19 protein-coding genes are annotated in these 22,141 nt (G+C 45.4%); 4 read left to right on the top strand and 15 right to left on the bottom strand.

Going from position 1 to position 22,141, the window contains the following annotated elements:
* Nucleotides 1–101: 101 nt before the first annotated feature.
* Nucleotides 102–2,885, bottom strand: coding sequence for a TonB-dependent siderophore receptor (locus K5Q73_RS10370; protein ID WP_259650809.1), 2,784 nt, complete (start codon nucleotides 2,883–2,885; stop codon nucleotides 102–104).
* A 353-nt stretch (nucleotides 2,886–3,238) separates the two neighbouring features.
* On the opposite strand from K5Q73_RS10370, the gene K5Q73_RS10365 reads away from it, so the two are divergent.
* Nucleotides 3,239–5,389 carry a winged helix-turn-helix domain-containing protein gene (locus tag K5Q73_RS10365; RefSeq protein ID WP_220764271.1) on the top strand — a complete coding sequence of 717 codons (2,151 nt, stop codon included), beginning with the start codon at nucleotides 3,239–3,241 and terminating at the stop codon, nucleotides 5,387–5,389.
* 261 nt (nucleotides 5,390–5,650) lie between these two features.
* Here the strand turns inward: K5Q73_RS10365 and K5Q73_RS10360 are convergent, their stop codons facing one another.
* Both K5Q73_RS10360 and K5Q73_RS10355 read right to left on the bottom strand, forming a co-directional pair.
* Nucleotides 5,651–6,760, bottom strand: coding sequence for an anhydro-N-acetylmuramic acid kinase (locus tag K5Q73_RS10360; protein WP_220764273.1), 1,110 nt, complete (start codon nucleotides 6,758–6,760; stop codon nucleotides 5,651–5,653).
* Between the two features lie 49 nt (nucleotides 6,761–6,809).
* A complete protein-coding gene (locus tag K5Q73_RS10355) occupies nucleotides 6,810–8,225 on the bottom strand; it encodes a peptidoglycan DD-metalloendopeptidase family protein (protein ID WP_220764275.1) in 1,416 nt (471 codons plus the stop codon).
* Nucleotides 8,226–8,352: 127 nt separating this feature from the next.
* Here K5Q73_RS10355 and tyrS point away from each other — a divergent pair, with 127 nt between their 5' ends.
* Nucleotides 8,353–9,549: a tyrosine--tRNA ligase gene (gene tyrS, locus K5Q73_RS10350; protein ID WP_220764283.1), complete on the top strand. Its 1,197-nt coding sequence runs from the start codon at nucleotides 8,353–8,355 to the stop codon at nucleotides 9,547–9,549.
* 65 nt (nucleotides 9,550–9,614) lie between these two features.
* Here the strand turns inward: tyrS and K5Q73_RS10345 are convergent, their stop codons facing one another.
* From K5Q73_RS10345 to mtnN, 6 genes are all read right to left on the bottom strand, one after another.
* Nucleotides 9,615–10,025, bottom strand: coding sequence for a hypothetical protein (locus tag K5Q73_RS10345; RefSeq protein ID WP_220764285.1), 411 nt, complete (start codon nucleotides 10,023–10,025; stop codon nucleotides 9,615–9,617).
* Nucleotides 10,026–10,179: 154 nt separating this feature from the next.
* A complete protein-coding gene (locus K5Q73_RS10340) occupies nucleotides 10,180–10,659 on the bottom strand; it encodes a nuclear transport factor 2 family protein (protein ID WP_220764293.1) in 480 nt (159 codons plus the stop codon).
* Nucleotides 10,659–11,282, bottom strand: a complete 624-nt coding sequence (locus tag K5Q73_RS10335; protein WP_220764295.1) for a trimeric intracellular cation channel family protein — start codon at nucleotides 11,280–11,282, stop codon at nucleotides 10,659–10,661. Before K5Q73_RS10335 ends, K5Q73_RS10340 begins: the two co-directional genes overlap by 1 nt.
* Nucleotides 11,279–11,656 carry a DUF2721 domain-containing protein gene (locus K5Q73_RS10330; protein WP_220764463.1) on the bottom strand — a complete coding sequence of 126 codons (378 nt, stop codon included), beginning with the start codon at nucleotides 11,654–11,656 and terminating at the stop codon, nucleotides 11,279–11,281. The genes K5Q73_RS10335 and K5Q73_RS10330 overlap by 4 nt, the downstream gene beginning before the upstream one ends.
* A 166-nt stretch (nucleotides 11,657–11,822) precedes the next feature.
* A complete protein-coding gene (locus K5Q73_RS10325) occupies nucleotides 11,823–12,803 on the bottom strand; it encodes a cobalamin biosynthesis protein (protein ID WP_220764297.1) in 981 nt (326 codons plus the stop codon).
* 85 nt (nucleotides 12,804–12,888) lie between these two features.
* On the bottom strand, nucleotides 12,889–13,581 hold the full coding sequence (gene mtnN / locus K5Q73_RS10320; RefSeq protein ID WP_220764299.1) for a 5'-methylthioadenosine/S-adenosylhomocysteine nucleosidase: 693 nt from the start codon (nucleotides 13,579–13,581) through the stop codon (nucleotides 12,889–12,891).
* A 318-nt stretch (nucleotides 13,582–13,899) separates the two neighbouring features.
* On the opposite strand from mtnN, the gene K5Q73_RS10315 reads away from it, so the two are divergent.
* Together K5Q73_RS10315 and K5Q73_RS10310 are read left to right on the top strand one after the other, a co-directional pair.
* A complete protein-coding gene (locus K5Q73_RS10315) occupies nucleotides 13,900–14,757 on the top strand; it encodes an alpha/beta hydrolase (RefSeq protein ID WP_220764301.1) in 858 nt (285 codons plus the stop codon).
* An 89-nt stretch (nucleotides 14,758–14,846) separates the two neighbouring features.
* A complete protein-coding gene (locus K5Q73_RS10310; protein WP_220764303.1) occupies nucleotides 14,847–15,311 on the top strand; it encodes a GNAT family N-acetyltransferase in 465 nt (154 codons plus the stop codon).
* Between the two features lie 22 nt (nucleotides 15,312–15,333).
* On the opposite strand, the gene K5Q73_RS10305 is transcribed toward K5Q73_RS10310, so the two are convergent.
* From K5Q73_RS10305 to betI, 6 genes are all read right to left on the bottom strand, one after another.
* Nucleotides 15,334–15,816 (bottom strand): MarR family winged helix-turn-helix transcriptional regulator, encoded by a 483-nt coding sequence (locus K5Q73_RS10305; protein WP_220764313.1) that lies wholly within the window; start codon nucleotides 15,814–15,816, stop codon nucleotides 15,334–15,336.
* 144 nt (nucleotides 15,817–15,960) lie between these two features.
* A complete protein-coding gene (locus tag K5Q73_RS10300; protein ID WP_220764465.1) occupies nucleotides 15,961–16,665 on the bottom strand; it encodes a TorF family putative porin in 705 nt (234 codons plus the stop codon).
* Between the two features lie 29 nt (nucleotides 16,666–16,694).
* Complete coding sequence (locus K5Q73_RS10295; protein ID WP_220764314.1) at nucleotides 16,695–17,912, bottom strand: BCCT family transporter; 1,218 nt, start codon at nucleotides 17,910–17,912, stop codon at nucleotides 16,695–16,697.
* A gap of 330 nt (nucleotides 17,913–18,242) precedes the next feature.
* Nucleotides 18,243–19,940 (bottom strand): choline dehydrogenase, encoded by a 1,698-nt coding sequence (gene betA / locus K5Q73_RS10290; RefSeq protein WP_220764323.1) that lies wholly within the window; start codon nucleotides 19,938–19,940, stop codon nucleotides 18,243–18,245.
* 9 nt (nucleotides 19,941–19,949) lie between these two features.
* Nucleotides 19,950–21,413 carry a betaine-aldehyde dehydrogenase gene (betB, locus tag K5Q73_RS10285; protein ID WP_220764325.1) on the bottom strand — a complete coding sequence of 488 codons (1,464 nt, stop codon included), beginning with the start codon at nucleotides 21,411–21,413 and terminating at the stop codon, nucleotides 19,950–19,952.
* Nucleotides 21,404–22,009: a transcriptional regulator BetI gene (betI, locus tag K5Q73_RS10280; RefSeq protein WP_220764327.1), complete on the bottom strand. Its 606-nt coding sequence runs from the start codon at nucleotides 22,007–22,009 to the stop codon at nucleotides 21,404–21,406. Before betI ends, betB begins: the two co-directional genes overlap by 10 nt.
* Nucleotides 22,010–22,141: the final 132 nt, after the last annotated feature.

The raw sequence follows: 22,141 nt of genomic DNA, 5'->3' as shown, positions 1-22,141 counted from the left end.
AAATAAGCGCCCATAAGATGGGCGCTTGAGAACTCGTTATTAAGGGAGATTTACCCAAGCAAATTGAGTTCAATGACTCAATTTGCTTGGGATATGACGAGTTAAAACTTCTGTGAGTAACCTAAGAAGAAGCTACGTCCAGTATTTGAATAGCTGCTGTTGTCATCTTCATAGAAAGGCCAGTCATTGTGCTTGTCGTTACGCACGTCATACAAAGGTGGCATTTCATCGGTGAGGTTCTTAACACCTGCGGTGAATCGACCTTCCCATGGTGCGTAGTAGCTCAAGGTGATGTTGACAGTTTGATAGACATCAAGCGTGTCAGTGTAATCATCTTCTTCATACTCTTCGCCATCGGCATCGATAAGGGTAAAGGTGTCAGTTCCTTTTGCTTCACCTGTGTAGTAGTAGGCGACTGTTGCGCTGAAGTCTTGATAGTTCCAGCTTAAGCTTGCGTTACCTTTCCACTTAGGGAAGTAATCGGTTTCAGTTTGCTCTTCAATCTCGCTATCGACGCGCTCTTGGTACTCTTTCTTAATTAGGTAAGAGGCAGCAACTTTGAATTTAAAATCACCCACAGAAGTTTCTGGGAATTGATAGTTAAAGCTAGTATCGATACCTTCAGATGCTTCATACGCGCTGTTGATTGGGCCTTTACGCATACAAGAGATATTCTCAAAACCATCATCATCAAGCTCGGTTAGGTAACCGACAATGTCCATCTCGTCACAGCTATTGTAGTTGCCAGTTTGCTTATACTTGGCTTCGTCGTCTAACATCTCATCGGTTGAGATCGTTTTTACTGCTCCATCAAGTTCGATGTTCCACCAGTCAACCGTGATGTCTGCATTGTCGGTTATGTTGGCTACAATACCAAAGTTCCAGTATTCACCCTTTTCCTCTTCAAGGTTGACATTACCTGAGCTTATGCTGCTGTAATTATCTTCATAGACCTCATCTGGAATGGTTGGATGCGGGTATGAGGTAGAACCGTAAGCTCGAGTGAGGCCTGCGTATAAACGGTGCATGTCTGGTGCTCTAAAGCTCTTACCCCAGTTGGCACGAACCATGACTTCATCAATCGGACGGTATGAAAGTCCAACTTGTGGTGTGGTTGCGCCGCCTACATCTGAATCATCTAAATATTGGTCGTAACGCAGTGCTGCAGATAGGTCTAAAGACTTAATGCCAGTGATGTCGGCAAGTAGTGGGATTTGTAATTCACCAGCAACGGCCACACGGTCACGATCACCTTTACCACCGGTACCGCCCATACCGATTAAACCACCGCTCATTGTCACTTCATCTAGGGTATCTTCATAACTTTCACGCGCCCATTCGGCCGTGGTTGCAAAGCCTGCTGTACCCGCTGGTAATTCCATTAGGTCGCCAGTAAACACCGCTTGGAACTGGTGCATACTTGAGTCTGAATTCTTGGTTGAATCAGCAATTAGCATGTTAGCTTGTTCAGTCGTCAGCTCATTATGCGGATACCACTTTGATGGATCTGCATCGTTTGGATCAAAGGTGACAATATCGAGCAGCGCATCGGCGCTCACCATGTGATGGTTTTGTTTTTCGTATTTGTTGTAGCTGCTAGACCAAGAGAGATCTAGTTCATACTCACCTATGGTGCCGTCGGCGCCAAACGAGATAGCAGCCTTAGTGTTTTGCGTATCATAGGTACGAGGTCCAGGATACTCTTCCATTCTACGGGCTAGGTAGAAGCGGCTATCATCTTCAAACTCATACTTGTCATAACTCAGCGCACCGGTCGCTTCATCTTGATAAATACTGGTTCCGAAACCCTTTTCATCTTTGTACTTAGTCGACTCTTTGTACGACGCGTTAATCATGCCGTAAATTTGCCAATCATCGTTTAAGTCATAAGTAGTGTTAAGCACTAAGTTAACGCGGTCGTAAGCTGACTGTAGACCACGGTCGGCGTACTTATCGTAGTAACAACCATATTTGTAGTCGGGTCTGTAAATGCCTTTGTCACCAAATAGTTCACTACATTGCTGTTCGTCTAGGTTAACGTACTTATCTTCGTGATAAACCTTGCTGTAATCGGTAATTCTAGAAGACCAGCTTGAAGGAGTTGCGTCGCCATAAGGACCTGCTCCCCATGTAAGTTCACCATCTTCATTTTCATAGTAAGCAGGACTATAAAGGTCGTCACGTTGATATGTTTGAATCGATTCGACTTTTTTGTATTCAAGCATTAACAGGGTTTGGCTCTTTTCGGTATTAAATCCCTGTAGGTAAGACAAGTCTAATTGTTCACCGCCGCCTTGAGTCGGCTCGGTATATTTCGCGGCGACTTTAGCGCCGTCATATTGCTGCTTTAAGATGATGTTCACCACACCACCTACCGCATCAGAACCGTAAATTGCCGACGCGCCACCAGTTAGAATTTCAATACGCTCTACCGCAGCTGTTGGAATATCAGATACGTCGACAAAGTTTGAAGTGCCGCCAGCTGCACTTGGGAACGAAGCCTGGCGACGACTGTTGATCAATACCAGAGTGCGGTTAGCTCCCATACCACGTAAGTTGACTGAGCTTGCGCTATCGGTAAAGCCATCGCTTTCCCCATTGAGTGAACCACCAGTATTGGCTACAGAGGATTGCAGTACTTCTGCAATAGAGTTAAGGCCGCTATTGGCTATATCGTCGGCGGTGATCACGGTTACTGGGGCAACACCTTCGAAGTCGGCACGTTTAATACGTGAACCCGTGACCTCAATTTTTTCCATCTCTTGTTTAGCGTCGCTCTTGTCTGCGGCTTCGGCTGCAAATAAGGTTGTGGGGGTGAGCGTTGCCATACTTATGGCTAGGCTCAATGCTGAAATTTTCATCTTAGGTTTCATCTTAGATTTCATTGATTGCAGTCCTTATTTTTATAATGTCCCCAAACGCCTTTAATCGTATTTGCGCACAACATCAGCTGATTAAGGCGAGTCATTCCTGGGGTGAATACTGTCGAGTTTCCAATTCATATGCTGCTGGTTGTCAACTGAGTTCATTTGTAATTAATTTGTAACTTGGCGGCAATCGATTGCGGGTCGTTTCTTTGTTGTTTATATGTCTATTTAATCTCTATTGTTCATATTTTCATTGGTTTAGTGTATCTTTTGGGGGCGTGTGGTTTGCTTTGTCTATGTTGAATAGATGTGAACTCTTGATGGCTTTGTCACTGTCGATATAAAAAAGATAAGCAAAAAATGGGGTTGGGATGATAGAGATAAGAAAAGAAGCGGTATTTAAGCTCGGTCGTTGTGAGGTCAATCCTAGCGATAATAGCCTTAATTTTTATGACGCGAGCAGCGATAGCAATAGCATTAAAAAAGTCTCTATTCAGCCCAAATTTATTGAAGTATTAAGCTACCTTGCGCGGCAGTACCCGAAGGTTGTCACCCGTGAGGAGCTGATTGACAATATCTGGGAAGGTAATAGCTATGTGGGTAGTAAAGCGCTAACCAATGCTATCTGGCATCTACGCAAACAACTCGGTCTCGATGCTGGTGGCGAACAAGCCATTGAAACAGTTCGTAAGATGGGTTATCGCTTACTGCTCGAACCTAAGTTTAATGATGCGGATCTGGTGGATGAGCCAGACTTATTTCAGCAAGCGCAATTTACAATCACTCGGTTGACTGTCGTAAATCGACGCTTGCTGCTGGCAGCAAGTCTTTGTTTAGCCCTAATTGCTGTAGCTTGGGGTTACCATTTGTATCAAGACAGCATTCGCTATGTCCCAACGGTTAAGTTGAATTTAACCACTGCAGCTGGCTCAGAGCTTTACCCCGCAGTTTCCCCCGATGGTCGTTGGCTTGTTTATGGCAGTCGTGGCAGTAATAGGTATGCGAGCCTTTACCTTAAAGATCTGCAAAACCCAACCGAAAGCCCCAAGCGACTGACATCGACTAAGTCTGCGGAGATCCGAGCCGTATGGAGTCCTGATGGCAGCGCACTGTATTATGGTTCAGAGCATAGGAGTGAAGATAAGTGTTACCTGACTAAACTCAATTTAGACAGTAACGAAGCACTTAAGTTGGGGCAATGTTTCACCTATAGCTCAGCTATTGATGTCGCGCCAGATGGCAGTCGTTTGGTTTATATCTGGGATGCCGACGAAGGATTTGGCTCGGGTCTGTATGAGTTGGCTTTAAATCGAGACGACAGTATTCCTAAGCGTTTATCCTGCAAAGAAAACTGTAGTTACCGAGATCGCGATGCGGCTTTTAGTCCCGATGGCAGTTGGCTCGCAGTGGCTAGGCGCTTTGGTAATATCTCGGAAGATATCTTTCTACTGCATACCGAAACTGGAGAGGAGCGGCGTTTAACCTTTGGCTTAGAAGATATTCGTGGTATTAGTTGGCATCAAGACAGTGAGCGTTTGATTTTTAGCACCGAAAATTCCGGGGTAAGAAATGGTTACATAGTGGGGATAGATGACAAGCAGATCCAGCCACTGGAAGTGGAAGGCATGAGTTATCCCCGCTCTATTCCCAATAGTGATGAAGTGGTCTATTCCAATTATATGCGTGACTATCAGGTCGCTTCATTTGCATTAGAGCAGTCTATTCCAACCGCAACCTTCCCACTGCTACAGGTGGAATACAGCTACCGAAACCCCGATTATTCTTCTGTTACTCAGCGTATTGTTTATGTCTCTAATGAAACCGGCTTTAACGAAATCTGGTCAAGCGATGCTGATGGCAAGCAAAGGCGACAGCACACAGATCTTAAGCGCAGGGTGGCTTATCCTAGTTGGTCCCATGATGGCACTAAGGTGGCTTTCCTTGCGCCCGATGACAAAAATGAAGGCAACAAAATTCATGTGCTGGATATGAAGACCTCCAATATTAGTATTCTTGCTACCCCCTATTTAGATCATAACCGCCCAAGCTGGGGCTGGAATGATCAGATGGTGCTGGCGAGCAGTAAAGATGGTATCACTGAGTTTTATCTAGATAACCGCTTACCCAAGGTCATAAGCCCTATAGATATGCGGTTAGGCAAGATGATTGCCGCTGATAAGTTAGTCTTTACTCAGCTTGGAAAAAGCGGATTGTGGATGCTCTCTTTAGCTAATCCAGGCCAGCCAAGCGAGTTGATCAGTGGCAATAATTTCGGCGAAGGCTATAACTGGGTGGCGACCGATAAAGGCATTTATTTTAGAAACAGCCGTAGTGGTTTTCAGTTGATCAACTTTTGGCGTTTTAACACTGGGCTAATTACGCCTATTTTGAAGTTACCGTCGGGCAGTATTCCACGCTCGGGCGCTATGACCTATGTGGCTAACCGAAACAGCTTACTGATGACGTTATCGCAAAATTACAAACGTGATGTGATTAGGCTACAGCATAAGTTGCTGTACTAGATTGGTTTATCGTTAGGGTTTATCGTTAGGCTTGAGCTGGATGTTAAGCCACAGGGTTAGCCAGTAGTATCGAATATCGTAATAGCCAACTGATGACGTTATCGCAAAATTACAAACGTGATGTGATTAGGCTACAGCATAAGTTGCTGTACTAGATTGGTTTATCGTTAGGGTTTATCGTTAGGGTTTATCGTTAGGCTTGAGCTGGATGTTAAGCCACAAGGTTAGCCAGTAGTATTGAATATTACTGGCTAATGATGATTAGTTGGCTGGGTAGAAAGAGCCTAGGATGGCTTCTCTTGAAGCGCCGGTTACCGCCGGCAGGTTACCAGGTAGACCTTGATGATAGCGCATTGCCAACCAGGCAAATGCAATCCCTTCGACCCACTGCGGGTCCATACCAAGCTCTGAGGTTGTCACCACCTTATAGTTAGGCAGGAGTTTGTGTAATCGGTGCATTAACTCACTGTTGTAGGCGCCACCACCACATACATATAGTTCACCATTTTCCGATAACTTAAGTGCATCGTTGGCTATGCTGTAGCAGGTTAAGTCGAGGAGGGTAGATTGAATATCAGCTTCACTTAAGTAGCCAAATTCCGATAGCTGCTGCTCAGCCCAAGCTTGATTGAAAAGTTCTCGACCTGTGCTCTTTGGCGCGGCGAGAGCAAAATAAGGGTGTGACAGCAGGTGCTGCAACATTTTTTGATCTGTTGTGCCGGATTTTGCCCAGGCGCCATCCTTGTCATAGGGCTGACTTAACTGATGTTGGATCCACGCATCACTTAATCCATTTCCAGGTCCGGTATCAAAACCTGTGACATCCTCATTATTACCTGGCAGGTAGGTCACATTGGCAATGCCGCCAATATTAAGGATGATGCGTTTGTGGTTAGGGCTGGCAAATACATGCTGATGAAAAGCGGGAACTAGCGGGGCACCTTGGCCACCAAGAGCGATATCTTTGCGTCTAAAGTCGGCAATAACATCGATACCCGTCTCAACGGCAATGGTGTTGGGATCGCCAATCTGTAGGGTAAAGCCCATCTCAAGGTTAGGCATATGACGTACGGTTTGGCCATGGCTGCCAATAGCTATGACTTGTGATTTTTCGATATTGGCTGCTGCCAACAGGGCGTTGACCGCTTTGGCGAAGAGCTTGCCCATGCTGCGATCTAAGTGACCGAGACGGTTTATCTCATCATTTCCCGGCAAGCAAAGCTTTTGCAAGCTGCTTAATAGCGCTTTTGGAAGTTCCTCTGTATGAAAGGCGATAAGACTTGGTTTCTCGCCTTCAAAGCTAACTAGAACCGCATCGACACCGTCCATGCTGGTGCCTGACATTAAGCCTACGTAATAACTGTTATTCATGGCATTAAACCTATAAAGACCCTATAAATCGCACCGAGTAAATACAGCGCTATTGCGCTGCGATCTGCACCTGTTTGTTATGTTCAAGTTCAGCCATCATTGTTGCACTAAGCTTAGCAAACTGGGCTTTCTCTTTGCTTGCAATAGGCTCAGATTTTGGCAGCTTGATGGTGCGAGGATTACGGTGTACGCCATTGACGATGAATTCATAGTGTAGGTGCGGACCCGTAACTCGGCCTGTAGAGCCAAGGGTACCAATAATCTGCCCCTGTTTAACAGATTGTCCGGTCTTTACCTTACGTTTAGTCAAGTGCAGGTACTTAGTGGTATAGGTATCGTTGTGCTTAATAAACACGTAGTTACCATTGTATTGGTTATAGCTAGACTTGATGACTCGGCCATTACCAGCGGCCTTAATTGGTGTACCAACGGCTGCCACATAGTCAACACCACGATGGGCTTTAACTTGGCCCGTTACCGGGTGAAGTCTACGTGGGTTAAAGCTTGAACTCACATATTTAAAGTCAACTGGCGAGCGTAAGAAGGCTTTACGCATGCTGCGGCCCTCTTCTGAATAGTAGTTACCATCTTTATAACGAACCGCGGTGTAACGGTCGCCCTGATTGGTAAATTCAGCTGCGAGGATATTACCGTTTTTTAAGAAAACACCATCGGCGTACTCTTCTTCAAATATCATCGCAAATTGATCGCCTTTTCGCAGATCTAAGGCAAAGTCGATATCCCAGCCAAAAATGGTGGCCAGTTGCATGATTTGGTTTGGTGTCAGTCCTGCATTTACCCCGGCGTTCCAAAAGTTATTTTCAATAGTGGCGTTGGCAAATTTAGAGCGAGCTTCAACGGTTTTCTTAACGATTGACTCTTGATAGCCATTTTCGCCGTTATCAACGATAAGCGTGGTAATTTTGTCGAGATGATATCTAAGCTGAACCAGTTTTCCATCTTCGCTCTTAGCGATAACTAAGTTATCGCCGGGCATAATTTTTAATAGATTCTTTTTCGCTTTAGGCAGTTGGGTGACATCATAGACATCTTTAGCGCTAAGGCCTGCGCGTTCAAATAGCGCCGCTAAGGTGTCGCCACTTTTAACTTGAAAACGTTTTTCATTGAGTTTTTTCGCTGCAACTACACTGGGTTCAGGCTTCACTTGTTGTGGATCCTGCTCAGTAGTTTTGCTTGATGCCGGCGCAAGTTGAGCTGGACGTTTACGATGCTCTGGATTTGTGTCACTTAATTCTGCCGCCGGAGCCGTGGGAGTTCTAAAAGCTAACGGCACGCTATAACGGGTATTAACGTCATATTCACCGTTGGCTGATGGCGTTTGTTTGGATGCTTGCACGTTATCCGATGGCATTAAGATAATAATTAACGTGACAAAAAATAGACCGCACAAGAGCATTTGATGTAATTTCGGCAGTAATTTAAATAAAGTTATAACCTTTCCCATTGACCTTGATACCAAATTAGCCCTTTCTTAGTGATCCCTTTAGTGTACACACTTTCATTTGTGCTTGCTAACAAGTAACATGAGTGCCCATATTTTTTTGATTAGGCTCCCAGGAGTAACCGCCGATATGGCTGATTTAGAGCAAGCATTAGCAGAAATAAGACGTGGCACCGACGAGATTTTACTCGAAGCGGATCTACTGGAGAAGTTGAAAGAAGGTCGCCCGTTAAAAATTAAACTTGGCGCTGACCCAACCGCACCTGATATTCATCTTGGCCACACGGTTATTTTGAACAAGATGCGTACTTTCCAAGAGCTAGGTCATGAAGTGATCTTCTTGATTGGTGACTTCACTGGTATGGTCGGTGACCCTAGTGGCAAGAACAGCACTCGTCCACCTTTAACTCGTGAACAGGTGCTTGCCAATGCTGAAACTTATAAACAGCAGGTTTATAAGATTTTAGATCCTGCTAAGACCCGTATCGAGTTTAACTCTACTTGGCTAGAGCCTCTCGGCGCCGCAGGCATGATCCGTCTTGCTTCACAGCAAACCGTTGCACGTATGATGGAGCGTGACGACTTTAAGAAGCGTTACGGTTCTGGTCAGTCAATTGCTATTCATGAATTCATGTATCCATTGCTACAAGGTTACGACTCAGTTGCACTAGAGGCTGACGTTGAACTAGGTGGTACCGATCAGAAGTTCAACCTTCTAATGGGTCGTGAACTGCAAAAGTCTGCAGGCCAGAAGCCACAAACAGTGATCATGATGCCACTGCTTGAAGGCTTAGACGGTGTTAAGAAGATGTCTAAGTCTGCTCACAACTACATTGGTGTGAGTGAGCCTGCTGGTGAGATGTTCGGTAAGATCATGTCAATCTCTGATGATTTGATGTGGCGTTACTTCGAGCTACTGTCTTTCCGTCCATTGAGCGAGATTGAGCAGTTTAAAGCTGACGTAGAAGCAGGTGCTAACCCACGTGATGTGAAAATCGCACTAGCGAAAGAGATCATTGCACGCTTCCATGACGAAGCTGCGGCAGAAGCTGCACACAATGAGTTTATCAACCGCTTCCAAAAAGGTGCAATCCCTAGCGATATTGAAGAGTTAGAAATTGCTGCTGGTGAAGGTATTGCGATTGCTAACTTGCTAAAAGAAGCAGGCTTAGTGAACTCTACATCTGATGCTATGCGTATGATTAAGCAAGGTGCGGCTAAGATTGATGGCGATAAGATAGAAGATACTCGCTTACAATTAAACGCAGGTATCACTGCGGTATTCCAAGTGGGTAAGCGCAAATTCGCTAAGATCACCTTAGTTTAAGCTGCCCAGCTTAACTCTTGAGTTTCAGTCAGAGAGCTTAAGCACTAGCGACTAAGCCTAAACGGCTAGTGGTTATCCGAACAACGGTCTGTACCAAAGTGCAGGCCGTTTTTACATTGCCAAGTTAATCTCGCCGCATCTAACTTCCAACGATTTTTCTGCTTTTCCATCGATAGGATCAATAGCATTTTAGGATGCTGCTCACTGGCACCACTGACATTATAAGTCACTACTTTGCCTTGGTACTTCTTGACTTTGGCTAGCTGAAAACTGCTGCCTGCATAGTGGGCGGAAATCGACTCTGGCAACTGACTCCAGCTGCGTTGTTGTTGCTGAGCAAGCTCAAGTTTCTGATTGAACTTATTAATAGGCTGATCGGCAAAAGAGACCACGATAGGTTGGTCGAGAGCAAAAGTAGAGACAGCAGCTAGCGTGGAAAAGATAATCAAAGAGCGAAGCGCGTTATTAAAACTCATAACAACCTACTACAGATAAGGTACTTAATACTTTGACACGTAAGTGAGAAAAAGTTTCCTGTAGTAGGGTGAATTTGTGAACTAGGTAGATTAGTAATGGCTATAAGCTTGCGATTGCTGCATTGCTGTTTAGCGCTTTAAGCTGGTTTGGCGATTACTGAACGGAGAGTTGATCTGACATGGTTTGATAATCCATCAAATCTTGATGTTCTTTAACTCTTTCATGAGTCATATCTAAGCGCAGTGTCGTCACACCGGGAATGGCGATGTCAATAATGCGTCCAGGCTTACCAAAGAGCTCCCCCGGTCCTTTGTAGCGGTAGTTACCGATAAGCACGACTAAGGAGCCAGAGTTAAACATATGCTCGATATTAAAGTTATATTCGAGTACACCACGATGAGCGCGTTTCAAGAATTGGAGAATATGGCGTCTGCCGGTGTATTTACGTCCGGCGGTCCGGTCGTTAAACACACTGTCACGATTATAAAAACCACTTAGGCTTGAATAGTCTTGATGAGTTAGCGCTTGAATATATTTAATCGCGAGCTGCTGCTCTTTAGGCATATCGCCGATATTAGCGAGAGCCGGAAAGCTAAAGAGTACAAGTAAAAAACTAAATAAAGCTAATCTCATTATTGTGGTGTCTTTAAATCAAAAGCGGGTAACGATAAGTGCCAACGAATAGCGGCTAATCTAATCACGAGTGCAGTACTCATTGCAAATAATAAGGCAAACATATCGGCCGCTCCCCAATGAAGGCTAATGGTGTAACAGATCCCCCCCATTATTGAAGCGGTGGCGTAGATCTCAGTGCGCAGTACCATAGGTACTTGCTGGCAGAGTAAGTCACGAATAATACCACCGCCAACGCCAGTGATTAACCCCATCACGACGGCTGTCATGCCATTGAGCTCTAAATTTAGCGCTTTTTCTACACCAATCACAGTAAAAAGCGCTAAACCTAGGGCATCGGCCACAGGCAAAATATAGCGGGGGACTCGTTTAGGTTTACGGACAAAAATAAAGGTTAAAGCCACGGTGACTAAAATAACCGTGATGTAATTATGGTCTTGGATCCAAAAAACAGGAGTGGTGCCTAACAGGGCGTCGCGAATGCTACCGCCACCGATAGCGGTAACTGAAGCTAACACTAGCACCCCAAAAGGGTCCATCTTGTGTCTGCCAGCGGCTAATGCACCTGAAAGTGCAAATACCGCGGTACCACACAAGTCAAAGAAGTAGATCCAGTCGATCATTTATCCATCTCTTCAAGGTGAATGTTGAGGGCGTCGACCGAAATACGGATCTCAATAACCGATAGTAATAATGAATAGAGCAGTAAAAATAGGCTGCAACCAAAAATAAAAGCGCCCACCTTGTTAAAGCCAATGTAGATAAAAATCATACATAACACGCATAGAGCGAAGCTTAAAGCGCCAGATTCCTGCATGCGCCTAATGATGCTGATCCTTTGACGAAGATTCTTTAACTGGCTGTTATGAATTGGTTTACCATCATTACTCAAGTTACGAATAAGTGCCGCTAAAGCAAAAAAACGGTTGGTATAAGCCAGTAATAGCAAAGAGATTGCCGGAAAGAGCAAGGCAGGCGTAGTTAGCGAAACATGGATATTATCGAACAATGGATTCAGCCCTTAAACGAGTCAACACAAGAGTTTTAGGGATAATACCAATGCCAATAATTTATACAAGATGATTACAATCCTATGGACAAATAAGCAGCGCTAAAATGACATTGTTAAATAGAATTCAACACCGACTGTTTATAACACTTAGCTAGCCCTGCATCACTCGTAAAAGTCCCCAAATAGTGGGTAAGATAATGATAGCCAGTGCCCATAGGCTAAAGGCAATGGAGTTGAGTTTTATCGCTCTGAGAAGGGACTGCTCATCGGGAAGATCTCCATAAGTGATCTTAGGCATGTCTACCTGAGTCTGTTTAAACTTAACTGGCCCACCAAGTTCGATACTCAATGCGCTGGCGACAACTTCGCAGGTTTGATATTCGTTTAAGGGAGTTGCATTTACTTTTGGGAAAAACAGCGTAGCGAGGCTTTTAGGGCCACCTTGGATTGCTAGGCTTAAATTCCATAATTTTGCCGGAAGAAAGTGGAACAGGGTGCTCAAGGCATAGACGGGCATACCAAAAAAATGAAACGCAGGATTATAGACTGGCCAGCAGGACTCGAGCTGTTTAATCATTCTGGCGACGATAAGCAGAGGCACACCGCCGATAGCGTAAAACAAGATGGCCGAAACCGTGCCATATGTTGAGGTGGTTGACAGCCTTTCTATGGCAGCCTTACACAAACCTACATTGGAAAGCGACACTGTGCTGCGGGTTAACCAAGGCTGCAATAAGCTACGAGCTCGGGGCTTATTATCGCGTTTTAAAGCGATAGCCGTTTCGTTGGCAATATACCTAAAATGATCGTCTTGCAAACAAAGGTAGATAATGATGGTCTCGAAGAACCAGGGGAATTCAGCCAATTCGATTAAGAAGCTAATCACCGCCCAAAAGGGGATGATAAGTAGCAACATAGCTAAGGTGCCTGCGATTAACTGCTGCGAAGGCGCGCGGTCAACATGGTTCGCTTTAGCACTTAGGTTTTTAGCCACTTGAGATAACCACTCAAGTGGCTGTAGGCTGCGCGGCAATGGGGCGATTCGTGCCAATAAAACGGCCACCAATAACACCAAGGCTCCAATGTAAAGCTGACTATCTTGAGAGAAGATTTTAGTAAACTCTGGAACCATAATGTCGCGCTTTCCTTGTGTTGCACTCTTTACTTAAAACAGTTACTTGAACAGAGAGTTAAGTCAGAGGGAGAAACTATTTAGTTTAAAGTTGCTCAAGTAGTGCGATAACCATCAACGCCGAGTGATGACCCGCTTTAACAATATACTCGTCAAAATCTACTGGTGAGTCGTTGTTAGCATTATCTGACAGTGAGCGGATAACCACAAACGGTACGCCAAACTGATGACAAACCTGAGCAATTGCTGCACCTTCCATCTCACAAGCAGCCATAGTTGGGAAGTTCTCAAGCATGGTCTTAGTGCGCACAGGATCGCAAATAAAGCTATCGCCAGTACAGATTAGGCCTTCGATAGCCTTAACTTCGCCTAGGCTCGCAACTGCTTTTTGCGCAGCGCTCACAAGCTTAGCGTCAGGAATAAACGCTGCAGGTTGCTGCGCCATCTGACCGATCTCATAACCGAAAGCCGTCACGTCAACATCGTGGTGACGCACTTCAGATGAAATCACGATATCGCCAATGGCTAGAGCGTCGACGAAGCCGCCAGCAGAACCTGTGTTAATAATTGTATCAGGTGCATACTTTTCGATAAGTAGCGTAGTCGCAACACTGGCAGTGACTTTACCAATACCAGAGCGAGTGACGATAACTTCCTTACCCGCAAGCTGACCTGCAACAAACTCGATACCGGCGATGGTGGTAGAGCTTGGGTTTGCCATCGACTCAATTAAGTGTGCAACTTCTGGCTCCATAGCGCCAATAATACCGATTTTCATTAAATGACCTTTTTAACTACCTGAATGAATATGGGCGCTAATATACCACGGCACTAGGCGTTAGTGAAAAAGCCTTGAAGATAAGATGAGAGGTAGGGCGAGGCTATGCCAGCTCTTTGTGAGTTTTACTCTCGCTGGGCGCTAAAGTGACGACTGAATAAACTTTGAAAGTTAGATGAACTTGAAGAGTCCTCATAATATTAGTAATGACTTGATTATGAATTAAGGTTGTGAATAGATGGACTCAACCACAGTGTTAGGTTTGACGTATACGGGCTCATAGCGAGTGTTTGGATTTACATAAACAAGGAATGTTTTATGACTAAAGCTTTTTCATTTTTAGCAATGCTATTGCTAACGGGTTGCTCCATCAATATCACGCCAGATACATTTATTTATCAAGATGATGTTGTCGAAAAAAATCTGAATTTAGCCGCAATAAAGTCTGAGTTAACCTTAAGTGATGCGGCTATTGAAGTCACTGCCGTATCACTGACCACCCATGATGGCTTAACACTAAAAGGAATTCAGCTATTGCATGAAGAGGCCCTTGCAAACCTAATATTTTTTGGTGGTAGCGGTATGAAAATTAGCACTTCATCAGGGATCCTCAGGAAGTTTGCCTCATTACCCGTCAACGTTATCTGGTTTGATTATCGTGGCACTGGGGTCAGTGAAAAAAAAGAAGCGTTAACCGTGAAGGATATGCAAATAGATGCTCTCGCCGTATTTGACTTCGCTACTGATAACCTTCCTTCTACTCTTCCTACAGTGATTCATGGTTTGTCGATGGGGTCTTTACTCGCTAGCTATACCGCTAATCAACGAGGCATTGATGCGTTAGTTTTAGACGGTGCTATTAGCTCGGTCCCTGAATTAGTCGACAATGTTGTGCCAAGCTGGAGCAAACTGTTCTCAACAGTTACAGTAGCGACTGAGTTAACAACAATCGATAATATTGAGTTAGTTAAACATTATCATGCGCCACTGTTGTTGCTGGTAGGAGATGATGATTCAACGACGCCTATTGAATTTTCTCAAGCGCTTTATGATGCATCAGCTAGCGCAAACAAAACTTTAACCATACTTGCTGATACAGGGCATGGTGAGTCGATGAAAAAGGATGAGGCGCTAAAAGCCTATACCAATTTTATCAAAGACTTTAGGCGGCTTTGAGCATAGAAGGCTAGGTGAGTGGGTGAGAACTGACTGAATCCACCATGGCGAGTGTATAAAGTTAGATCTAGAGTAAGAGTGAGAGAGCAATGCAGATTAAACTAGGCTTATTACGTGACACACAGGTGTTAGCTTTATTACAGGCACATCATGAAGATATGGCATCTCATTCCCCGCCAGAAAGTGTGCATGCGCTCGATGTGTCTGGGCTAGAAGCTGACGATGTCAGCTTTTGGAGCCTATGGCGCAAAGATGAACTGGCAGGCTGCGGCGCACTCAAGCAGTTAGACACGGCTCATGGTGAAATCAAATCGATGCGCACATCGAACAAGTTTCTTCGCCAAGGTGTCGCCCAAATGCTGTTGGATCATATTATCAGTGAGGCGAGATTACGCGGTTACCAAAGACTCAGCCTTGAGACTGGTTCAATGGCCGCCTTCATTCCAGCCCGTAAACTCTATCAGCAGTTTGGCTTTAAAGAGTGTGAGCCATTTGGGGATTATAAGCAGGATCCCTACAGTAGCTTTATGACATTAAGCCTTACTTCCTATTAATTAGTGTTAGAGCAGGCATCTGTTAAGTTTGTTCATCGGCTTGGATCTGCCCAACCAACAGCACTGGCGCGGCGTCGAGCTCTTCGGCGTCCATCATGGCGGCAATGCGCTCTACTGACGATAACAGCTGGCTTTGCTCCCACTGTTCAAGATTTTGATAGCGGGTAATGAAGTGTTCTTGCAATGGCTTAGGAGAGTCGCTTAATAGCGCTAATCCTGTTTCACTTAGCGATAGGTGGACTTTGCGTTTATCGGTTTCACTACGCGTTCTAATTACCAGTTTTCGACTTTCTAGCCTATCGATAATGGTGGTGACAGTGGCAGGACTTAAGGCAACCTCCTTGGCTATCTCTTTTGCCAATGGCGTTTCTAACTGAGCGATATTTTGCATTACCATCAACTGCGGCCCAGTCAAACCAGATTGCTTATTGAGTTGACGAGAATGGATATCGATGGCTCGGATCACTCGGCGCAGTGAAATCAATAATTGTTCGTACTTTTCCATCTGTCTTCCTTGGTCAAAAAAACTGTGCCGGTGTTGTTGTACTGATTAGTATTGTTGAGTGATCGCTATAACAGCAATAAAAAGTGCGCTATAACGACAGGCGTTATACCGCACTAATTATGCTAGGCGCAAGCCTTAAGCCCTTTAGAAGTTAAAGGTTCTTGCTACAGACAGTACCGCGCGCGTATCGGCGGTATCTATGTCCATGCTGGTATCCTCAACCGCTAGGTTAAAGTCAAACCCTTTCCAGCTAGTCATGTACTCGGCGCGGTAATGGTTATAGGCTTTATCGCCATCCCAAGACCACTTGTTTTCGTCGGTAGAAGTTGAGCGGTCAAAGCTGATACGGATATCATGGCCTTCTGCTATGGTAAATGTGTGCGCAGCCATCATGATATAATGACCCGCGTCCACACCGAAGTAATCCCATGTGTACCAGAAGTTGAGCTCTGTTTGACCAGCAGATGAGCCATAACCAAATTTAGTGTAAACCTCTGGGTACTGATACTCATCTGAGAATGAATCGCCGTGATAAGTGTAGTAAGCGATACCGGCATCCAGTGACACGCTTTCGCTTAGTTGAAAGAACATACCGCCATAAAAGTCGAGCTCTAGCCAAGTGTCATCCCCAGAGCCGTAATCAACGTTTGATGCCCAAGTACCCACATACCAGCCTGCATCGGCAGCATAATCTAGGCTAGCTTGTAATGCTGGGCCGTTATCTGTTTGACTCACACCGTTAAAGGTGTAATCAGAAGTGGCATTAATGGTTGAGCTCACGTTAGCCATTGCCGTTGTTGGCAATGCGATTAGACCCAGTAGCGCAAGATTTTTAATTATTGTTTTCATCATTTGTCTTTCTTTTCCTTTGTTTCTTTTTAGTTAGCTAATTCAATTTTGCTAAAGTCGATTTTGTTTTCGGTTGGTGAACGCTCAATCGCGGCCACTTTCTTGTATTTCGTCACCATTATGTAACCAAAGCAGCCTAAAATTAGGCCAATAGCTAGGGCGCCAACCCACTGGATTTCTAAGAAGTTAAGCTGGAATAACAGAGTGAGACCACTCATTAAGGCAAGGTTGCCTATGATGTATTTCGTCTTGCCGAAGCGTTCAACGGTCAGGTTGAGGTTGTCGGTGTACAGACGAATTAACGAGTCGAGCGAGTTAACAACAAAGGTAATTCCAACCATCACCATAGCAAGGTTATAGAAGCCTGTTGTGGCGATCTCATTGGCGCTGTAGTAGTACAAAACGGTAAACCATACGGCGATTGGCAAGGATGGGAACACCATCATGGCAATCAGTACTTGGTAGGTCTTCAGGCCGCCGACAAAGCGTGATGTGAACTGACCAATCATGATGCTCCAAGCAAACCACCAGAATAGGTAGAACTCATGGTAATCATTCATCGGCAGTACGAAGTGGTGGATATTGCCAAAGTAGTCGCCAATCAAGGCGAAGGTGTTTACAAACTCGCCCACACCGGACTCTTTTGACATAAAGGCACCGGCCCACATTAATACGATAAGGCCTAAGAATAACCAAGTGCTGGCTAAGCTAAGAATACGCACATAACGTATGCTAGTACTTGAGTAGACAGCGGCGGCAATAATCACAAATACGATCAGATAGAAGCTGCTGACTATCGACTCACCATCGCCCATCTCGGGCAGGTACCAAGGTAAGTTGGTTAATAACAGGTAAGCGGTAAAGGCACAGGTACCGATAATCACTAAGTTATTAATAAACTTAATCACTGGGATCTCGAAGAACTTCACTCTTGGCTCTATCACACAAAAATAGAAACAGGTTAAGAAGTAAAATGCCCAGATTAAAAATGCCCAGAAACCAAACTCAATCGCTAATGGATTAGTAAAGCCGTACTCAGGGCTCGCGCTTAAGTCTGCATAACCAGCAAACTCCGTTAGCGGGAACATGATCAAGCCAACATCCAACCCCGAGGTAAATAGGATGGCGATAAAGGTAAAGGTGCGCACTGGCGTGACACCGATACACTTGACGTTACCCCAGCGATAAATCACAAAGGCAATGGCGGCGAAAGTAAATAATATCCCTATAGTTAGCCAGGTAGTCATTATTGAGCTCCTAACTTTTGTTTATTTAACATGGTTTGATCCTTGTTTTTATTATCGTTATGCCCGCTTTCAGCCAAATTTTGGCTGCAAAAATCCCTCAAGCCTTAATTGCCGCTTTTACGACAGTTAAGGTTTGATAAATTAAACGTGGCGATTAATGCCATTTAGCCGCAGTGGCTTAGGCTGGCTACCTATACGTAAACAGTTTGAAGAGGCGGCATAAGGATTGCCGAACATCTTCATCTCGTTTGTGGAGGGGCTTGGCTTAGCCCATGTACAGCACTGATGCGCTTGTGCATGAGCTAAGCTGCATGAGTTAAGCCAAAGCGATTACCTTGCTGGTGGTCGTTGTCTTTGCTGTTGTTGCCAATCTTGGCTAATAACCACTTCGGCAGTGCTTGGCGCCAGTGGTGTGTTACCTAAGATTAAGTCGGCGGCACGCTCGGCTAACATGATGGTTGGCGAGTTAAGGTTACCGTTTGGAATGGTCGGGAAAATTGAAGAATCAACCACCCTAAGACTCTGTATTCCATGTACTCGGGTGTCTGAGTCCACCACTGCCATTGCATCTTCTCCCATCTTGCAGGTGCAAGAGGGGTGGTAGGCACTTTCAACCGCACTTCTTACGAAACTGTCTATCTGCTCATCGGTTTCTACACTCATTCCTGGTTGGATCTCTTCACCGCGGAATTCATCTAGCGCTGGCTGGTTGATGATCTCTCGTGTTAAGCGAACGCAGGCGCGGAAACCTTCGATATCGTCTTGATGAGACAGGTAGTTAAATAGAATGCTAGGTGCCTGCTTAGGATCATCTGAGATGACTTTGACACTGCCGCGACTCTTAGGCTTGTTATGCCCTATATGCACCTGAAACCCATGTCCTGCAAAGGCCTCTTTACCGTCGTATCGCATAGCAGCTGGCAAGAAGTGATATTGCAGATCTGGCCACTCTAGTCCCGCTTTTGAGCGAATAAAGCCACAAGATTCGAAATGATTGGTCGCGCCTAGGCCCGATTTGTTCAGGATCCAGCGAGTGCCGATAAACAATTTATTCAGTGGGTCTAGTTTGCCGTTAAGCGATATAGGCTTAAGGCACTTAAACTGGAAGTAAAACTCGAGGTGATCTTGCAAGTTTTCACCCACACCAGGCAGCTCGTGTATTTGCTCAATACCAGCCTTGGCTAAGGTGTCTGCTGCGCCAATACCAGAGAGTTGTAAGATATGTGGCGACCCAATTGAGCCTGCCGATAACACCACTTCCTTATTGGCATTAACCTCTAACATCTTGCCTTTACGCTCAAAGCGTACACCTACGGCTTTGTTAGCTTCGCCTTGCTTGGTTGAAAACAGCACCTTGTGTACCTGAGCATGAGTGATAACGGTTAGGTTTTCACGCTTCATAGCAGGTCTTAGGTAGGCGTTAGCCGTTGACCAACGTACGCCATTTTTAACCGTCATATGCATAGGGCCAAAGCCCTCTTGCTGTGCACCATTGTAGTCGTTAGTGGCTAAGTAACCGGCGTCAATACCTGCTGCTACAAAGGCTTTGTAGAGCGGGTTTTTCATATTATTGCCGTTGTTGACTCCTAAAGGGCCATTTCCGCCGCGGTAGTCATCTTCGCCAAACGCCCAGCTTTCGGCTTTTTTGAAGTAGGGCAAGCAGTGAGCGTAATCCCAGTTTTTTGCACCTTGTTGCTGCCATTCATCGAAATCACGAGCATGGCCGCGTACATACACCATGCCGTTAATCGATGAAGAGCCACCTAACACCTTGCCTCGTGGGCAGTGCATACGGCGATTATCCAGGTAAGGCTCGGCATCGGTTTCAAATTGCCAAGCGTACTTCTTAGTGTTCATGGGGATCGATAATGCCGTTGGCATCTGGATAAAGATGCTCTTATCGCTGCCACCCGTTTCAAGTAATAGCACACGGTTATTCGAGTCGGCCGATAAGCGGTTAGCTAATACGCAGCCAGCGCTACCTGCACCAACGATAATATAGTCGTATTGTGGATTAGTTGTGGTCATATCAGCTCCTTAAAATGGACTTTCAAGAGGCTGCATACCTACATATACGGCTTTGATTTGGGTGTAAGCTTTTAGGGTCTCGCTGCCATTTTCACGGCCAATGCCTGACATCTTGTAACCACCCACTGGCATTTCGGCAGGGGAGGCGCCATAGGCATTTATCCAGCAAATACCGGCTTGCATCTGATGAATCACTCGGTGAGCGCGGGTGATGTCTTGAGTAAATACACCAGCTGCAAGCCCTAAACGGGTATCGTTAGCGCGGCGAACCACTTCTTCTTCATCGCTAAAGGGCAGTACTGACATCACCGGGCCAAAAATCTCTTCTTTGCTTATGGTCATCTCATCAGTGCAGTTACCAAAAATGGTAGGTGCAACAAAAAAGCCATTAGGGCTATTTTCAGGCTTAAGGGCGTGGCCACCGATAAGCAGCTCGGCGCCTTGTTGTTTACCTATCTCAATATAGCTCAGCACCTTGTCTTGGTGAGCCTTAGAGATTAGCGCGCCAAAATTAGTGTCTGGATCCATAGGATCACCACAAACGATATTGTTTTGAGTGCGGTTAACTAGCTTTTCGATAAACTGTGGGTAGATATCTTGTTGCACAAAAACGCGGGTACCGTTAGTGCAGATCTCACCCTGGGTGTAGAAGTTGCCTAACATGGCTGCGGATACCGCGTTGTCGATATCGGCATCATTGAAGATGATTAGCGGTGACTTACCGCCTAGCTCCATGGTGACCTCTTTGAGTGAGCTTGCCGCGGCGGCCATTACTTTCTTGCCGGTACCGACTTCACCTGTGAATGATACTTTGGCTATGTGGTCATTATTGGTTAGCCAAGCGCCAACGCGACCATCGCCTTGAACGACGTTAAACACACCATCAGGTACGCCTGCTTCGGTAAAGATCTCAGCCAGCTTTAATGCACCGAGGGGGGTTTCTTCCGAAGGTTTAAATATCATCACATTACCGCAAGCGAGTGCGGGAGCTGACTTCCAACAAGCTATTTGCAGCGGGTAGTTCCATGCGCCAATGCCGGCGCAAATCCCCAAAGGCTCGCGGCGAGTGTAATAAAAATCATCGCCTACGCTTTGTTGGTTGCCTTCGATGCTTGGGGCAAGACCAGCAAAAAACTCGATAGAGTCCGCTCCAGTGACAACATCGACCACCGAGGCCTCTTGCCAAGGCTTGCCCGTGTCTTGAACTTCAATGGCGGCGAGCTCATCGTTACGCTGACGAAGCAGTTCCACGGCTTTGAGTAAAATGCGGCTTCGCTCCATTGCGGTCATCTTCGACCAGGTTTCAAAGCCGGCTTTAGCACTTTCGATAGCGGCTTGTTGAATCTTATCGTCGGCGACTTCGACTAAATAACTCACTTCTCCATTGGCTGGATTGATGACTTCGAAGGTTTCACCTGTGGTATTTCTGAGGGCTTTGCCGTGGATATAATTGGCATAAACGACTAGTGACATCGGGTTTCTCCGTACTGCATGATCACTGCCTCGATAAAGGCTTTAGATAGAATTTGGGCCTGTTGGAACTCTTTCTCCGGGGTAGGGCTTAAGGCACTGCGTAGCCAGAAACCATCGATCATTGCAGCGGTTTGCTTGGCTGCGGTAATGGCTTGGGTTTTAGGAAGAAGTTTTTTGAAAGAGAACAAGAGGTTGCTATATAAACGTTGGCTATTGATGTGTTGTAGTCTGGCAAGGCCTTGCTCATGCATGGCTTGTGACCAAAAACTTAGCCAGGTTTTTGTTGCGGGTCTTGAGCGCTGTAACTCGGTGAAGTTGGCTTCAACAATAGCATGTAGCCTTTCTAGCGGCAGCATAGATTTGCCAGAGGTGCGACTAAGTAAGGCTTGTTTAAGTTGTTCTAAGAGATACTTTTGCGTTGCTTCAATCAGGCCCTGTTTGCCACCGAAGTAGTGACTGATGAGTCCAGAAGATAAACCGGCTAAACCGCTAATAGTATTGATAGTGGTGTTATGTAAACCGTGGCGCTCAACAGAGACTAAAGTGGCTTCGATGAGTTGTTGCTGTCGAACGGTTTTCATTGGCGGGCGCGGCATAAAGAGCAAATTCCTGAGTACAGTGATTGAATGTTATTTTTGGTGTTATTTTTATTATTATTTTGTATTTTTTATTGTTGATTGAGCGTTCAATTAATAACAACTCTAATGGTTAGAGTTGTAACGATCAAG

This window comes from Shewanella sp. MBTL60-112-B2 (assembly GCF_019655055.1).
GTDB lineage: Bacteria > Pseudomonadota > Gammaproteobacteria > Enterobacterales > Shewanellaceae > Shewanella.
Note: the sequence above shows the minus strand (reverse complement) of the source record. Positions and strands in the feature narration are given on the sequence as shown.

Excerpts from the sequence above, each read along its gene's own strand:
- betI (WP_220764327.1), bottom strand. The coding sequence starts at position 22,009 with ATGCCGCGCCCGCCAATGAAAACCGTTCGACAGCAACAACTCATCGAA.
- K5Q73_RS10325 (WP_220764297.1), bottom strand. The coding sequence starts at position 12,803 with ATGGTTCCAGAGTTTACTAAAATCTTCTCTCAAGATAGTCAGCTTTAC.
- betB (WP_220764325.1), bottom strand. The coding sequence starts at position 21,413 with ATGTCACTAGTCGTTTATGCCAATTATATCCACGGCAAAGCCCTCAGA.
- betA (WP_220764323.1), bottom strand. The coding sequence starts at position 19,940 with ATGACCACAACTAATCCACAATACGACTATATTATCGTTGGTGCAGGT.
- K5Q73_RS10335 (WP_220764295.1), bottom strand. The coding sequence starts at position 11,282 with ATGATCGACTGGATCTACTTCTTTGACTTGTGTGGTACCGCGGTATTT.
- K5Q73_RS10365 (WP_220764271.1), top strand. The coding sequence starts at position 3,239 with ATGATAGAGATAAGAAAAGAAGCGGTATTTAAGCTCGGTCGTTGTGAG.
- mtnN (WP_220764299.1), bottom strand. The coding sequence starts at position 13,581 with ATGAAAATCGGTATTATTGGCGCTATGGAGCCAGAAGTTGCACACTTA.
- K5Q73_RS10305 (WP_220764313.1), bottom strand. The coding sequence starts at position 15,816 with ATGGAAAAGTACGAACAATTATTGATTTCACTGCGCCGAGTGATCCGA.
- tyrS (WP_220764283.1), top strand. The coding sequence starts at position 8,353 with ATGGCTGATTTAGAGCAAGCATTAGCAGAAATAAGACGTGGCACCGAC.
- K5Q73_RS10295 (WP_220764314.1), bottom strand. The coding sequence starts at position 17,912 with ATGACTACCTGGCTAACTATAGGGATATTATTTACTTTCGCCGCCATT.
- K5Q73_RS10355 (WP_220764275.1), bottom strand. The coding sequence starts at position 8,225 with ATGGGAAAGGTTATAACTTTATTTAAATTACTGCCGAAATTACATCAA.
- K5Q73_RS10370 (WP_259650809.1), bottom strand. The coding sequence starts at position 2,885 with ATGAAATCTAAGATGAAACCTAAGATGAAAATTTCAGCATTGAGCCTA.
- K5Q73_RS10340 (WP_220764293.1), bottom strand. The coding sequence starts at position 10,659 with ATGAGATTAGCTTTATTTAGTTTTTTACTTGTACTCTTTAGCTTTCCG.
- K5Q73_RS10310 (WP_220764303.1), top strand. The coding sequence starts at position 14,847 with ATGCAGATTAAACTAGGCTTATTACGTGACACACAGGTGTTAGCTTTA.
- K5Q73_RS10345 (WP_220764285.1), bottom strand. The coding sequence starts at position 10,025 with ATGAGTTTTAATAACGCGCTTCGCTCTTTGATTATCTTTTCCACGCTA.
- K5Q73_RS10315 (WP_220764301.1), top strand. The coding sequence starts at position 13,900 with ATGACTAAAGCTTTTTCATTTTTAGCAATGCTATTGCTAACGGGTTGC.
- K5Q73_RS10300 (WP_220764465.1), bottom strand. The coding sequence starts at position 16,665 with ATGAAAACAATAATTAAAAATCTTGCGCTACTGGGTCTAATCGCATTG.
- K5Q73_RS10360 (WP_220764273.1), bottom strand. The coding sequence starts at position 6,760 with ATGAATAACAGTTATTACGTAGGCTTAATGTCAGGCACCAGCATGGAC.